Below are 14,138 nucleotides of genomic sequence, written 5' to 3' on the forward strand. Positions count from 1 at the left end.
GGCGTCGAGCGTGCGCTGCGCGCGCAGGAGGCGGACGCGGCGGGCGGCTGAGCCGGCCGGGCCCCCGGTTCCGCCGGGGGCCCTCGTGGCAGGCCGAAGGCCCCCGGCGGGACCGGGGGCCTTCGTGTGGGGGGATGCGATGGTGCGTTTCAGGTGTGCTGCTCGTACCTGGATTTCTCCAGCTCTTGCTCGTACCCGTGCGTGGTGCGCGTACTGTGCCGCTTACTTGGCGAAGGCCGCCTGGTCGAAGGCCACGTTGGCCACGCCGTTGGCCCACAGCTGGTTGACGCGGGCGGACTCGTTCGCGTCCGGCCTGTCGTTGGTGCAGGACGGGCCCGGGCCGCCGCCGGACATCAGCTCGCTGCAGGGGCCCTCGTAGTGGTCCGGGAGACCGAGGACGTGACCGGTCTCGTGTGACGTGATGCGGTCGGAGTCGTACTGCTGGCTCTGCGCGTAGTCCAGGAAGATGTAGCCCCTGCCGTGACCGTCGGTGGAGGCGTAGGAGCCGCGCGGGTCGTTGCCTTCGCGGTAGTCGAAGCTGGCGCCGCCGCCCTCGGCGAGCTGCACGTTGGAGACGGACGAGTTCCACACCGCCGTGCTGTTCGCGATCTCGCTCGCGAAGCTGGGGGCGCCGCTGGCGTCGTAGTTGACGGTGACGAGCTGGATGCCCGGCTTGGCGGCCTGCTTCTTCAAGGCGTCCTTGACGACGGCGTTGAAGAACGCCTCGTTCGCCTTGTTCGACTCGCCGGTGTATCCGGTCGTCACACTGCTGCCGGCCTTGGCCGAGCCGCCGTCGTCCGGCGTGGCCGCCGAGGCGGGCATCGCGCCGAGACCGAGGGCGAAGCCGAGGCCGAGTGTGGCGGAGAGGGCCGTTTTACGGTACTTCATGGGGGGATCTCCTTCTGGTCCGAAGTACCCGACCGCTCTGAGGTGGGGGGCGGCCGCGATACCTCCGGATGAACTCCTGCCGACGCAGAGTCTGTTGGAGACTTCGGCCCAGGGGATGATGGCACGTGGTGATAGGGCGATCGCATCACCCGATCCGTGGGGAAGGTTCGTGGTGCCTCGGCATCTGGTGTGGCATGAGCGGGCGCGGATATGCTCGGCCGCGTGGAGCTCGAAGTGAGGCATCTTCGTGCGCTGTGCGCGATCGCCGACACGGGCAGTGTGCACAAGGCCGCCCGCCAACTCGGCATGACCCAGCCCTCTCTGACGACGCAGCTCCGCCGCATCGAGAAGGCCGTCGGGGGCCAGCTCTTCTCCCGAGAGCGTACGGGAAGCAGACCCACGCCGCTCGGCCGGTCCGTGCTCTGCCGGGCCCGGCCGCTCGTGGCCGAGATGAGCGCTCTGGTCCGCGAGGCCAGAGCGGCCGCGAGCGGAGTGGGCGGCGCACATCTGCGGATCGGCAGTACGGGCAGCCCCGCCGTCCCGGGCTGGCTCCGCCGGCTGCGCGCCCGCCTCCCGGAGACCGACACCACCATCCACATGGACGTCTCCGCGCACACTCTGCTGCGCATGGTCGCCGCGGACCAGCTCGACGCCATCTTCGTGCACGAGGTCGAGGGCTCTCCACTGCGGATACCGGACGGGGTGGAGCTGCACGTACTCGTCGAGCGTGAACCGCAGTTCGTCGCCGTGGCCGCGAACCACCCCGCCGCCGCCCGGTCCGTACTCAACCTCGAGGACCTGGCGCAGGAGCGGTGGATGGTGGACCCGAGCGCGGACGGTGACTGGACCGGACTGCGCCGGGTGTTCGCCGAAGCCGGCATCGACCCGCGCATCGTGCACGGTGACAATCTCGCCGCCGCCGATCTGGTGGCCGCCGGCGAAGTGGTCGCCGCCTGCCAGCCCACCTCGCAGTCCCGGCCCGGCAGGGTGGTACGTCCGCTGCTGGGCGACCCGCTCGCCGTACGGCTGCTGCTGGCGACTCGTGCGGCGGCACCCGGTTCGGCACCGGTGATCGGCTCGGACGCGCTGCTGTCCGACCTGGAGGCCGCCTACCGCGAGGTGGCCTGGGCCAGTGACGCCTACCGCCACTGGTTCCAGCGCCACGACGACGACAACCACGCCACGCCGCTGCCGTTCACGGTGGTGGCGTAGGGCCTGCCGGCCCGGTGACCGTCCCCTGAGCCTGCGGCCCGGGGTGGCCGGGTCAGCCCGCGGCCGCGTCGCAGCGCTGGCCGCGCAGCGCGCGGGCCAGGTCGTCGCGGGACTCCAGGACCAGGCGGCGCAGGGCCGGGGCCGCCTCCTCGTGGGCGGCCAGCCACGCGTCCGTCGCGTCCAGCGTGGCCTGGTCGCCCTGCAGGTCCGGGTAGAGGCCCCGTACGACCGCCATCGCGATTTCGATCGAGCGGCTCTGCCAGATCCCTTCCAGGGCCTCGAAGTACGGCGTCGCGTAGGGCGCGGTCAGCTCCCGCTGGTCCGGCTGGGCGAAGCCCGCGATGGTGGCCTCGACCAGCGCGTTGGAGAGCCGGTCCGACTCGATCACCGCCGCCCACGCCTGCTCCTTGACCGCGCTCGAGGGCCGGGCCGCCAGACAGCGGACGTGGTGCCGCTTGCCGGACGCCGTGTTGTCGCGGGCCAGTTCGGCGTCGAGTACCGACGCCTCGGCCGCACCCCGTGCTGCCAGCGTCTCCAGGAAGGTCCAGCGAAGCTCCTGGTCGACCTCCAGACCGTCGATGCGCGCCGAACGGTCCAGCAGTCCGCTCAGCAGCAGCAGATCCTGGTCGTCCGCGGCGACGGCGGCGAAGAAGCGGGCCCAGGCCAGCTGGTGACCGCTGCCCGGCTCCGCCAGCCGCAGCCGGCTCACCGCTCCCTCGGCCAGCGCACGGCGGCCCTCCTCGCGCCACTCGGGCGCGGCGTAGTGGACGACCGCCGCACGGCTCCAGGCGTGCAGCATCTGCAGTACGCCGATGTCCGATTCGGTGCCCGCGAAGGACAGCACCAGCGCGACGAAGTCCCGTGCGGGCATCAGCCCGTCCCGGGTCAGGTTCCACAGCGCCGACCAGCACAGTGCCCGGGAGAGCGAGGGATTGTGCCCGTCGGCGCCGTCGGGGCCGTCGGGTCGGCCGGAGACGCCGCCGGGACCGTCGAGTTCACCCAGGTGTGCGCGCAGCGTCCGCAGCGAGACCTCGTCCAGGCGGGTCTTGCAGTACGTCAGGTCGTCGTCGTTGACGAGCACCAGATCGGGCCGTTCGGTTCCGGCCAGCTGGTCGATGACCGTACGGGCGCCGGTGACGTCCGTCTCGGCCCGCGCGTAGCGGACCAGCGCCCGGCCGGAGTCCGCGCGGCGGTAGAGCCCGACGGCGACCCGGTGCGGGCGCAGCAGCGCGTCCGCTCCGCCGCTCTCCTGCAGCACCGCCAGCTCCGTGACCCTGCCCTCCGCGTCACAGGTGACCTGCGGCGTCAGGGAGTTGACCCCGGCGGTCTGCAGCCAGGCCCGCGACCACGCCTCCATGTCGCGTCCGGAGGTCTCGGCGAGCACGGCCAGCAGATCGGCGAGCGTGGTGTTGCCCCACGCGTGCCGCTGGAAGTAGCGCCGGGCGCCCTCCAGGAAGGTCTCCCTGCCTACATAGGCCACCAGCTGCTTGAGCACGGAGGCGCCCTTGGCGTAGGTGATCCCGTCGAAGTTGAGCTTGGCGTCCTCGAGGTCGTGGATGTCGGCCGTGACCGGGTGGGTGGAGGGCAGCTGGTCGGCACGGTAGGCCCAGGACTTGCGGCGGTTGGCGAAGGTGATCCAGCCGTCCGTGAAGCGGGTCGCCTCCACCAGGGCCAGCGCGCCCATGTAGTCCGCGAAGGACTCCTTGAGCCACAGGTCGTCCCACCACTCCATGGTGACCAGGTCGCCGAACCACATGTGCGCCATCTCGTGCAGGATGACGTTGGCCCGGCCCTCGTAGGACGCCTCCGTCACCTTGCCGCGGAAGACGAACTCCTCCCGGAAGGTGACCAGGCCGGGGTTCTCCATCGCCCCGATGTTGTACTCCGGTACGAACGCCTGGTCGTACTTCCCGAAGGGGTAGGGGAAGCCGAAGTGGTCGTGGAAGAAGTCCAGCCCCTGCTTGGTGACCGTGAAGATGTCGTCCGGGTCGAAGTGCTTGGCCAGGCCCTTGCGGCACAGCGCGCCGAGCGGGATCTCCAGCTCGGTGTTTCCGGGCAGCGAGCGCCGGTAGCTGTCGGAGACGTAGTGGTAGGGCCCGGCCACGACGGCGGTGATGTACGTCGAGATCGGCTCGGTGCGCGCGAAGCGCCAGCGCGCCGCCGCTCCTTCGTCCAGCGGCTCGGGCGCTCCCCGCTGTGCGCCGTTGCTGAGCACGGTCCACCCGGCGGGCGCGGTGACCGTGAAGTCGAAGCGCGCCTTGAGGTCGGGCTGCTCGAAGTTGGCGAAGACCCGGCGGGAGTCGGCCGGTTCGTACTGCGTGTAGAGGTAGACCTCGCCGTCCTCCGGGTCGAGGAAGTGGTGCAGTCCCTCGCCCGTACGGCTGTAGGCGCAGGCGGCGTCGACCACCAGCTCGTTCTCGGCGGCCAGGTCGTCGAGGGCGATACGGGTGCCGTCGAAGACCGTGTCGACGTTCAGCGAGCGGCCGTTGAGCGTCACGGAGTGCACCGAGGGCGCCACGAGATCGGCGAAGCTGGCCGCACCCGGTTCGGCACAGCGGAACCGGATCGTCGTCGTCGACCGGAAGGTGCGCGGGCCGTCCGCCGGCGGGGGATCGATCGCGGATCGCAGGTCCAGCGCCACGTCGTACCCGAGCACGGCCCCGTCCACGGACAACAGCCGGGCCCGCCCTCGCGCCTCGTCACGGGTCAGGTTCTCTCCGGGCACTGCGGCGCTCCTCGTCTCGCGTTCGCGGCTGACCTGTCAAGATCCGCACCGGTCCGCCTCAGCATCGCACGGGGCGGATACGGCGCACACCCGGGAATGGGCGCGTGCCCGGGTGCGTTGCGGCGGAGAGATCCGAATGTCGCACCGATGCCGAGGAGACCCTGGTAATGGCCGAGAAAACCGTCGCCGACTTCTGGTTCGACCCCAGGTGCCCGTGGGCTTGGCTGACCTCCCGCTGGATGCTGGAGGTGGAGAAGGTACGGCCCGTGGAGGTCCGCTGGCACGTGATGAGCCTGGCCGTGCTCAACGAGGACAAGCTGGACGAGCTGGACGAGGGCTACCGCACGTTCCTTGCCGACGCCTGGGAGTCGGTGCGGGTGTGCGTCGCGGCCGAGCAGAAGTACGGCGCCGAGGTGCTCGGCCCGCTCTACACCGCGCTCGGCACCCGTTTCCACAACCGTGGCCAGAAGCAGTCGCGGGAGACCCTGGTCGCCGCACTGGAAGAGGCCGGTCTGCCCGCTGCCTTGGTGGACGCCGCCGACTCCACCGACCACGACGAAGCGCTGCGCGCGTCCCACAAGGAGGGCATCGACCTAGTCGGCCAGGACGTCGGCACCCCGGTCATCGCCGTGCCCGGCGCGGACGGCGGGCGGATCGCCTTCTTCGGCCCCGTGGTCACCCCGGCGCCCAAGGGCGAGGCGGCGGCGAAGCTCTGGGACGGCACCCTGCTGGTGGCCTCGACCCCGGGCTTCTACGAGATCAAGCGCACCCGCGACGCGGCGCCGGTCTTCGACGACTGAGGCCGACGGCCGGCCGGCACCGCCTGAGGGAGGGTCCCCGTACGTCACGACCGTACGGGGACCCTCCCTCTTTCCTGCCTGCCCTGTGAACAGTGAGAAGACGATCACGAGCAGTCTCTTATTGCACATTACTTGCAAGAGAGTGCCCGCATCAACAGGGCGCGAAGGAGAGCGGAGCGGCCCCGCAGTGCGGGACCGCTCCGCTCTCGTCCTGGGTGGTGGGCAATCAGTCCTTGTGCTGGGACGGGGCGGCTGCCGTGCGGGCCTCGTCCGTACCCGCTCCGCCACGCGGCAGCGACTTCTGCCGGAACAGCCCGACCGCGATCAGCACGACCGTCAGGCAGGCCGTGAAGGCCAGTTGGGTGCGGGTCTCGCCGTCGCGCAGCATCAGCCCGAGCACCGCGACGATGCCGAGGATGGCCACCCAGGTCAGCAAGGGGAAGGCCCACATCCGCACCACGAGCTTCTCCGGCGCGTCGCGCTCCAGGCGGCGACGGCTGACCAGTTGGGAGACCGAGATGAAGCCCCAGACCACCAGGGTCGCGGCGCCGACCATGTTCAGCAGCCAGTGGAAGACGGTGTCCGGCCACCAGAAGTTCAGCAGCACCGCGATGAAGCCGAAGACGGAGGAGGCGACGACGGCCGGGCGCGGGACGCCGCTCCGGCTGACCCGGCCCAGCAGGCGCGGGCCCTGGCCACGGGCGATGAGCGAGAAGGCCATCCGGGAGGCGCCGTAGATGTTGGCGTTCATGGCCGACAGCAGGGCGATCAGCACGACGGTGTTCATGACCTGCGGGGCGCCGGGAATGCCGATGTGGTCCAGCACGGCCGTGTACGGACCGGAGACCACCGACTTGTCGTCCCACGGGATCAGCGTGACGATCACCAGCATCGAGCCGACGTAGAAGACCGCGATGCGCCACATCGCGGTGCGCACCGCCTTGGCGACGCCCTGGACCGGGTTCTCGGCCTCGGCGGCCGCGATGGTCACCGTCTCCAGACCGCCGTAGGCGAACACGGAGGCGAGCAGACCGATGACCAGGCCGTCCGTCCCGGCCGGCAGGAAGCCGCCGTTGCCGGTGAGGTTGGCCATGCCGGGTGCGTCGGTGCCGGGCAGCACGCCGATGACGGCGCAGGCGCCGAGCAGCAGGAAGGCCGTGATCGCGAAGATCTTCAGAGCCGCGAACCAGAACTCGGTCTCGCCGAAGTTGCGCACCGCGACCAGATTGGTCAGACAGAAGACCGCCATGAAGAGCGCGACCCACATCCAGGAGTCGGTGCCGGGCAGCCAGCCCGTCATGATGTCCGCGGCGGCGGTCGCCTCGGTGGCGATGGCGACGCACAGCAGCACCCAGTAGATCCAGCCCGCGGTGAAGCCCGCCCAGGGGCCGAGCGCGCGCTCCGCGTGCACGGAGAAGGAACCGGACGCCGGGTTCGCCGCCGACATCTCGCCCAGCATCCGCATCACGAGCATGACGAGCAGTCCGGACGCCGCGTAGGCGAGGACGATCGACGGACCGGCCGCGGCGATCCCCGCCCCGGAGCCGACGAAGAGTCCCGCCCCGATCACGCCGCCCAGGGCGATCATGGACAGATGCCGCTGCTTCAGCCCGTGTGACAGCACGCGCTGCCCTGGAGCGGAGCCGGAATCCTCGGTACTGGACGAGGCGGGTGCCTCGGACAGCTCGGTGCGCGTCATGAAGGGGCCGTTCCTGGGGGAGACTACGGATGATCGAGTTTCTTGCTCGGGTCAGTCTCGGCAGCGTCCCGCAGCACTTCAATCCCCGTTGGAGCCGTTCCAGCATTCGGACACGATGGCCACGCTGGGTAGTCACATCAGTTGAGCGGCGGTGCCCGGCAGGGGAGTTGATCCGGCACGTCATAGACTCGGCCCATGCGCGTGTACCTCGGTTCCGATCATGCTGGCTACGAACTCAAGAACCACCTCGTCGAGTGGCTGAAGTCCGCCGGGCACGAGCCCGTCGACTGCGGCCCGCACATCTACGACGCCGCCGACGACTATCCGCCCTTCTGCCTCCGCGCCGCCGAGCGCACCGCGCACGACAGCGAAGCCCTCGGCATCGTCGTCGGCGGCTCCGGCAACGGCGAGCAGATGGCCGCGAACAAGGTCAAGGGTGTGCGCTGTGCGCTGGCGTGGAGCGAGGAGACGGCGTCGCTGGCCCGTGAGCACAACAACGCCAACGTCGTCAGCGTCGGCGCCCGGATGCACACCACCGATGAGGCGGTGCGGTTCGTCGAGACCTTTCTGAACACGCCGTTCTCGGAAGGGGACCGGCACGTCCGGCGCATCGACATGCTCTCGGCGTACGAGATCACCGGTCAGCTCCCGCCCGTACCCGAGCACCACCCGGAGTCCTAGGAAGGCATGCCCGAGGGACACACGATCCACCGGCTCGCCCAGGACTGTCTGGAGCGCTTCGGCGGCCGGACGGTACGGGCCGCCAGCCCGCAGGGAAGGTTCACCGACGGCGCGGCGCTTCTCGACGGGCGGCTGATGTCGGACACCGACGCCCACGGCAAGCATCTGTTCCTGGGCTTCGACGGCGGCTTCCCTGCCCACGACTGCGACCACGGCTGCGGCACGAGCTGGGTCCACGTGCACCTGGGCCTGTACGGCAAGTTCAGCTTCGGTACGGGGCCCGCGCCCGCACCCGTCGGGCAGGTGCGGCTGCGTCTCGCCGGCCCCGGCCACTACGCCGACCTGCGCGGGCCCACCCGCTGCGAACTCCTCAGCGACCCGGAGAAACGGGCCGTCGAGCGGCGGCTCGGCCCGGACCCGCTGCGCGACGACGCCGACCCGGCCCGTGCCTGGGCCCGGGTCTCCCGCAGCCGCACCACCATCGCCGCCCTGCTGATGGATCAGAAGACCGTCGCGGGAGTCGGCAACGTCTACCGTGCCGAAGTGCTCTTCCGGCACGGCATCGACCCCTACCGCCCGGGGCGGGACCTGCGCCGGTCCGAGTGGGACGCCCTGTGGGCGGATCTGGCCGGGCTGATGCGCGAGGGCGTGCGGAACAACCGCATCGACACCGTGCGCCCCCGCCACACTCCTGAAGCCATGGGGCGCGCCCCGCGCGTCGACGACCACGGCGGCGAGGTGTACGTCTACCGGCGGGCGGGACGGGCCTGCCATGTCTGCGGTGCGGCGGTCCGCTCCGCAGGTCTGGCGGCCCGCAACCTCTTCTGGTGCCCCACCTGCCAGGCGGCCTGACGGCTCCTGCCAGGCGGCCCGACCGCCGCGGGCCTGAGCCGGCGCCCGTCCCGGCCGCTCCTCCGTCAGAACAGCGAGTGCTTGCTGCACGTGCGTATGCACGGTCCGTTGTTCTTGCGCGTGATGCCGGGAATCGACGCATCGCTCAATGGGTCGATAAGGTCCACGACATGGCGGTACGTCGTCCGCGCCTCGCCCCCCCGCAGGCCCGGTTGCACAAGGCGCGCAAGGCGCTGCACCGGGCCCGTACCGTGCTGCGCCGGTCCGCCGTCGACTACTTCCGCGGCGGCGTCTCCGACTGGCTCGCCCTCGGTGCGCTGTTGCTCACCGTCCCCGCCCTGACGTCCCTGACCGTGCTGATGCCGGTGTGGTGCGCCCCCGAGGCGCTGGTGCTGCCGATCATCGCGGGCGGACTGCTGCTGCGGCCCGCGAGCCTGCTCGCCCTGTACGCGAGCGCGGCGGTGGCTCTCATCGTGGAGTCCGCGATGCTCGGCCCGTACCAGGACGGCGTCGGCCGGGTGACACCCGGCACCATTCTGGTGGTCGCCGCGGCGGGGCTCTCCGGGCTGCTCATCGCGCAGTTTCGCAGCCGTGTCGGGGTGCCCTGGCGGCGCGGCGGCACCATGCTCTTCGACCTGCGTGAACGCATCCGGGTGCAGAGCAAGTTGCCGAAGCTGCCGCGCGGCTGGCACCGCGAGATGGCGCTGCGTCCCGCCGGCGGTCAGTCCTTCTCCGGCGACTTCGTCGTGGCCGCCCGCACCGGTGCCGGCGAGCGGACTCTCGAAGTGGTGCTGACGGACGTCTCCGGCAAGGGGATGGACGCGGGCTCCCGCGCGCTCCTGCTGTCGGGGGCCTTCGGCGGCCTGCTGGGCTCGCTGCCGCCGCACGCCTTCCTGCCCGCGGCCAACGGCTATCTGCTCCGGCAGGACTGGGACGAGGGCTTCGCCACCTCCGTGCACCTCGTCCTCGACCTGGACAGCGGCGACTATGAGCTCTTCTCGGCCGGTCATGTCCCCGCCCTGCAACGGGGCGCCGGCACCGGCAGGTGGGAGGAGAAGTCGGGCGACGGACCGCTGCTGGGGGTCTACGGCGGCGCCCAGTTCGACCCGGTCAAGGGAACGCTGCTGCACGGCGATGTGCTGATGCTCTTCACCGACGGTCTCGTGGAGACCTCGGAGCGCGACCTGGCCGACGGTATCGACCGCCTCACCGGCGAGGCCGACCGCTACGTCGCCGCCGGATTCCAGGGCGCCGCCTGGCACCTGATCGAGACGGTGGCCCGCGACGTCAACGACGACCGGGCCCTGCTCCTGCTCTGCCGCGGCTAGGGCGTGTTTTGAAAGTTAGCGCCGTCCTCCCCCTGGGCCTTGGCGGCCCGGGGGTGCCCCCAGTAGGGCGGGGCCCGCGGCGTCTGGTGCGTGCAGCCGCAAGGCGGTGGGGGTCCCCCCGGCGAAGCCAGGGGGAGATCGACCTCGTAGTGGGCTAGTCGGTCGATTCGACAACGCTGGGGGCACCTCCCGGGCCGAAGGCCCAGGGGGAGGATGTGCGTGCCAGGCGTCGCGGGCCTGGGGGCACCTCCCGGACGGAGTCTGGGGGAGGGACTTTCAAAACACGCCCCAGTGCCGTGGGCGGAGACCGGCAGGCGCTGCGGGCCGGTCTCCGCGATCAGCTGCGGCGGGGCGCCGTGGTCCTTGCCCCACCGGACGGTTCCCGCGGAACGTACGGCGCCTGCGCGGGGAGGTCACCGTGGCCCGTGACCGGGCCGGCCGGGGTCGCAGGCCCCTACGACTTCGCGTGCCGCCGGCCCAACGTGTGGTGCGACGAGGAGGAGGACGCGTACGGCGACGGGACCGAGGCGGCGGCCGAGTCCTCCGCCGTGCGGGCCGGAGCGGAGCGCTCGGCCGGGGTCTGGGCGGCGGCCTGCGCGGCGGAGGCCTTCTCGCGCTCCCGGGCCTGAGCGCCCGCGTCCCGCTTGAAGAACCACTCCATCTTCGGCTCCATGATGACGCGGAAGGCCCGCCGGAAGGGCGACGTGCACAGCACGGTCATCATCACCATGGCCAGCAGCGTGATGCCGACGCGGCTGACCGGATGGTCGACCCAGTCCATGTCGTACCACTCGAACTCGCGGGAGATCTTGATCGGGTAGATGTGGAGCAGGTAGGCGTAGAGCGTCCCGGCGCCCAGCGTGGTGAACCACATGGCGCGACGCGGAACCAGGGCGAGGAAGGCCGCCGTCAGCACCAGGCCGCAGCCGAAGACGGCCAGCGTCATGACGCCGCCCACCCAGGCCGGGGCGCCCAGGTCCTGCGCGGCCTTGTCGTGCAGGAACCACCCCTTCGACATCCTCGGCACCGCCCAGTAGGCGACCAGCAGGGCGCCCGCGAAGCACGGCACGGCGAGCAGCCGGAACCGGCGCCGCTGAATGATCTGGAAGTGTTCGGACCGCAGTTGGAGGCCGAGGACGAAGAACGGCAGGAACGCCAGCACCCGCTCCAGGTTGAGGTCGCTGCTGATCGACGGCGTGACGCCGGCGGCGACGGCGATGGCCAGCGCGATCGGCACCGGCCAGCGCAGGGTCTTCCACAGCGGGGTCGTCAGCCGCCACAGGAAGAGGGCGACCAGGAACCAGAGGGCGAACCCGGGCTCCTGGTAGTGGAATTCGCGGTCGGGGTTGTCGCTTGCCCACCGCATGAAGAGGGTGTAAATGGTCTGAAAGGCGACATAGGGAACCAGTACGCCGGTGACCAGCCGCTTGATCTGCCGAGGCGTGCCCGTGAAGCTGCGTGAGAGGTAGCCGGACACGATGATGAACGCCGGCATGTGGAAGGCGTAGAGCACGAAGTACAGGGCGCCGGCCATGCGACTGTCGTCGCGCAGCGGATCCCACACGTGACCGATCGCGACGAGCACGATCGTGAGGTACTTCGCGTTGTCCAGGAACGGATCCCGCTGTTCGGCCGGTTGCTTCTTGACCTTGGCCGGCGGCTCCGTGGGCGCCTCATGCGTCGCGGAGGGGGATTCCTGGCGGACCGGGGGGAGCGGTGCCCGCTCATAACCAGCGTGCAACATCTGCGCCACCTTAGTGCTCAAACCTGGGGGGCGTAAATTCTTGTCGCGCATTCACAACGGGTTCCCGGACCTGGTTTCGGCACACCCTTCCCAGCAGCGATTTTCCCCGCCAACACCCCTGAAGCAGGGGTACATTGATGCGTAATGTCCGACATGTCGGTCTGGCGTGACGGCCCCTCCGCGACTCGTTCGGGGCTTGTTCGCGCTTCATCGGCGGCTGAATCCGTCCGTTCGGCGTATCGATTGTGACCGAGTCCACGCCGTCATCGCCCCGAGTGCCGGTTCCGGAATGCGGGCGGGCGGCGTGTCGGCGGTGTGTGTGCGGGGGAGAACCGCTACGACCGGACAAGAGCCATGGCCGATGATTCGTCACTCTGCTCCGCGGGCACGAGACTTGATGGCACGATGGTCCGCGCAGGGGGCGGACGTGGCGACCGGCCCCCGGGCCGGGTGAGGCGTTCCGACCGCGAAGGTGTGATCAGTTGTGGCCATTTCACTGTCTGTGGTGGTGCTGTTGGCAGTCATCCTGGTGGTGATGATCCGGGGTGGATCGATCAAGGCGGGACCCGCCCTCGTGGCGGTGCTCTTCGGCTTCTTCCTCGCCTCGACCGGCATGGCACCGTCCATCAACCGGTTCATGAACTCGATCGCCGACATGGTCAACCAGATCAACTTCTGACGCGGCAGGCTTCCGACGCGCGAACGGCCCGGCTCCCCCACGGGGGAGCCGGGCCGTGGCGGTGCGGAGCGGGCGACGGGAATCGAACCCGCGTAGCTGGTTTGGAAGACCAGGGCTCTACCATTGAGCTACGCCCGCATGCGCCGCCTGAGCGGCACGAAGAGCATCGTAGTCCATGTACTCTACGTGTCGCACCGAACGGGGTGTGGCGCAGCTTGGTAGCGCGTCCGCTTTGGGAGCGGAAGGTCGTCGGTTCGAATCCGGCCACCCCGACCACGTACTATGAAAAGTCGCGCGTGCCCGTGTCGTGTCCGGCCCGGCCCTCGAAGGTGGCCGTGTCCCCCACGGGGCGCTCCGGCAGAGCGTGAGACCCCCAGCAGTCAGCCCCAAGGAGACCGACCGTGAAGAGCGCCGTGGAGACCCTGAACCCCACCCGGGTTCGGCTCACAGTCGAGGTGCCCTTCGAGGAGCTCAAGGACAGCCTCGACGCGGCGTACAAGAAGATCAACCAGCAGGTCACGGTGCCCGGCTTCCGCAAGGGCAAGATCCCTGCCCGGGTGATCGACCAGCGGTTCGGGCGCGGAGCGGTGCTGGAGGAGGCCGTCAACGACGCGCTGCCGAAGCTGTACCAGTCCGCTGTCGAGGAGGGCGAGCTGAACCCGCTCGGGCAGCCCGAGGTCGACATCACCGACCTCAAGGACAACGAGCTGCTCGCCTTCACCGCCGAGGTCGACATCCGTCCCGAGCTCGAGATCCCGGACTACTCCGGCATCGAGGTCGAGGTCGAGGCCGCGGTGGTCTCCGACGAGGACGTGGACGAGGCCGTCGAGCAGCTCCGTGAGCGCTTCGCCTCCACCACCGTCGTCGAGCGCGCCGCCGCAGCCGGTGACGTCGTCAAAGTCGACCTGGAGGCCAAGGTCGGCGGCGAGGTCCTGGAGGACGGTGTCGCCAAGGGCGTCGACTACACCATCGGCTCCGGCGAGCTGCTCGAAGGCATCGACGACGCGGTCACCGGCCTGGCGGCCGGCGGCACCGCGACCTTCACCTCCGAGCTCAAGGGCGGTTCCGCCGCCGGCCAGGAGGCCGAGGTCAAGGTCGACGTGGAGACCGTCTCGGCGCGCGAACTTCCCGCCCTGGACGACGACTTCGCCCAGCTGGCCAGCGAGTTCGACACCCTCGCGGAGCTGCGCGAGGACAGCCGCGAGCGGCTCGGCCACCAGAAGAAGCACGAGCAGGCCACCGAGGCACAGGAGAAGGTGCTCGAGGCCCTCCTCGCCCTGGTCGAGGTCCCCGTACCGGACAAGCTGCTCGAGGACGAGATCACCACCCGCAAGCAGAACCTGGTCAACCACCAGCTCGGTCAGATGGGCCTCGACCTGGCGACGTACCTGCAGATGCAGGACAAGTCCGAGGAGGACTTCGACGCCGAGCTCAAGGAGCAGGCGGAGAAGGGCATCCGCACCCAGTTCGTCCTCGACGAGCTGGTCAGCACCGAGAAGCTCAACGTCAGCCAGGAAGAGCTGACGGAGC

The 14,138-nt window shown here is 70.2% G+C and carries 11 protein-coding genes and 2 tRNA genes; 8 read left to right on the forward strand and 5 right to left on the reverse strand.

From position 1 onward, the window contains the following. Nucleotides 1-222: 222 nt before the first annotated feature. Nucleotides 223-888: a snapalysin gene (snpA, locus tag ACRDP3_RS18725; protein WP_431518113.1), complete on the reverse strand. Its 666-nt coding sequence runs from the start codon at nucleotides 886-888 to the stop codon at nucleotides 223-225. Nucleotides 889-1,098: 210 nt separating this feature from the next. Here snpA and ACRDP3_RS18730 point away from each other — a divergent pair, with 210 nt between their 5' ends. Next, a complete protein-coding gene (locus tag ACRDP3_RS18730) occupies nucleotides 1,099-2,100 on the forward strand; it encodes a LysR family transcriptional regulator (protein WP_431518114.1) in 1,002 nt (333 codons plus the stop codon). A 52-nt stretch (nucleotides 2,101-2,152) separates the two neighbouring features. On the opposite strand, the gene pepN is transcribed toward ACRDP3_RS18730, so the two are convergent. Beyond that, a complete protein-coding gene (gene pepN / locus ACRDP3_RS18735) occupies nucleotides 2,153-4,825 on the reverse strand; it encodes an aminopeptidase N (RefSeq protein WP_431518115.1) in 2,673 nt (890 codons plus the stop codon). A 167-nt stretch (nucleotides 4,826-4,992) separates the two neighbouring features. On the opposite strand from pepN, the gene ACRDP3_RS18740 reads away from it, so the two are divergent. Continuing rightward, entirely contained in the window at nucleotides 4,993-5,625 is a 633-nt protein-coding gene (locus ACRDP3_RS18740) for a DsbA family protein (protein WP_431518116.1), read from the forward strand. Nucleotides 5,626-5,851: 226 nt separating this feature from the next. Here ACRDP3_RS18740 and ACRDP3_RS18745 read toward each other — a convergent pair whose 3' ends face one another. Continuing rightward, nucleotides 5,852-7,324: an amino acid permease gene (locus tag ACRDP3_RS18745; RefSeq protein ID WP_431518117.1), complete on the reverse strand. Its 1,473-nt coding sequence runs from the start codon at nucleotides 7,322-7,324 to the stop codon at nucleotides 5,852-5,854. 195 nt (nucleotides 7,325-7,519) lie between these two features. Between ACRDP3_RS18745 and ACRDP3_RS18750 the strand changes: the two genes are divergently transcribed. From ACRDP3_RS18750 to ACRDP3_RS18760, 3 genes are all read left to right on the forward strand, one after another. Next, a complete protein-coding gene (locus ACRDP3_RS18750) occupies nucleotides 7,520-8,005 on the forward strand; it encodes a ribose-5-phosphate isomerase (RefSeq protein WP_431518118.1) in 486 nt (161 codons plus the stop codon). Between the two features lie 6 nt (nucleotides 8,006-8,011). Beyond that, entirely contained in the window at nucleotides 8,012-8,857 is an 846-nt protein-coding gene (locus ACRDP3_RS18755; protein ID WP_431518119.1) for an Fpg/Nei family DNA glycosylase, read from the forward strand. Between the two features lie 170 nt (nucleotides 8,858-9,027). Then, complete coding sequence (locus ACRDP3_RS18760) at nucleotides 9,028-10,185, forward strand: PP2C family protein-serine/threonine phosphatase (protein WP_431518120.1); 1,158 nt, start codon at nucleotides 9,028-9,030, stop codon at nucleotides 10,183-10,185. A 454-nt stretch (nucleotides 10,186-10,639) separates the two neighbouring features. Here the strand turns inward: ACRDP3_RS18760 and ACRDP3_RS18765 are convergent, their stop codons facing one another. Continuing rightward, on the reverse strand, nucleotides 10,640-11,929 hold the full coding sequence (locus ACRDP3_RS18765) for an acyltransferase family protein (RefSeq protein WP_431518121.1): 1,290 nt from the start codon (nucleotides 11,927-11,929) through the stop codon (nucleotides 10,640-10,642). Between the two features lie 484 nt (nucleotides 11,930-12,413). Here ACRDP3_RS18765 and ACRDP3_RS18770 point away from each other — a divergent pair, with 484 nt between their 5' ends. Continuing rightward, on the forward strand, nucleotides 12,414-12,608 hold the full coding sequence (locus ACRDP3_RS18770; RefSeq protein WP_431518122.1) for a hypothetical protein: 195 nt from the start codon (nucleotides 12,414-12,416) through the stop codon (nucleotides 12,606-12,608). A gap of 67 nt (nucleotides 12,609-12,675) precedes the next feature. Here the strand turns inward: ACRDP3_RS18770 and ACRDP3_RS18775 are convergent. Next, nucleotides 12,676-12,746, reverse strand: a tRNA-Gly gene (locus ACRDP3_RS18775). 61 nt (nucleotides 12,747-12,807) lie between these two features. On the opposite strand from ACRDP3_RS18775, the gene ACRDP3_RS18780 reads away from it, so the two are divergent. Beyond that, nucleotides 12,808-12,884: transfer RNA gene (locus ACRDP3_RS18780), tRNA-Pro, on the forward strand. A 125-nt stretch (nucleotides 12,885-13,009) separates the two neighbouring features. Continuing rightward, nucleotides 13,010-14,138: trigger factor (gene tig / locus ACRDP3_RS18785; RefSeq protein WP_431518123.1), on the forward strand; the 1,129-nt coding region annotated here is incomplete at its 3' end.

Source organism: Streptomyces sp. (genome assembly GCF_050698815.1).
Classification (GTDB): Bacteria; Actinomycetota; Actinomycetes; order Streptomycetales; family Streptomycetaceae; genus Streptomyces.

Excerpts from the sequence above, each read along its gene's own strand:
- ACRDP3_RS18750 (WP_431518118.1), top strand. The coding sequence starts at position 7,520 with ATGCGCGTGTACCTCGGTTCCGATCATGCTGGCTACGAACTCAAGAAC.
- ACRDP3_RS18765 (WP_431518121.1), bottom strand. The coding sequence starts at position 11,929 with ATGTTGCACGCTGGTTATGAGCGGGCACCGCTCCCCCCGGTCCGCCAG.
- ACRDP3_RS18755 (WP_431518119.1), top strand. The coding sequence starts at position 8,012 with ATGCCCGAGGGACACACGATCCACCGGCTCGCCCAGGACTGTCTGGAG.
- ACRDP3_RS18745 (WP_431518117.1), bottom strand. The coding sequence starts at position 7,324 with ATGACGCGCACCGAGCTGTCCGAGGCACCCGCCTCGTCCAGTACCGAG.
- ACRDP3_RS18730 (WP_431518114.1), top strand. The coding sequence starts at position 1,099 with ATGCTCGGCCGCGTGGAGCTCGAAGTGAGGCATCTTCGTGCGCTGTGC.
- snpA (WP_431518113.1), bottom strand. The coding sequence starts at position 888 with ATGAAGTACCGTAAAACGGCCCTCTCCGCCACACTCGGCCTCGGCTTC.
- ACRDP3_RS18760 (WP_431518120.1), top strand. The coding sequence starts at position 9,028 with ATGGCGGTACGTCGTCCGCGCCTCGCCCCCCCGCAGGCCCGGTTGCAC.
- ACRDP3_RS18740 (WP_431518116.1), top strand. The coding sequence starts at position 4,993 with ATGGCCGAGAAAACCGTCGCCGACTTCTGGTTCGACCCCAGGTGCCCG.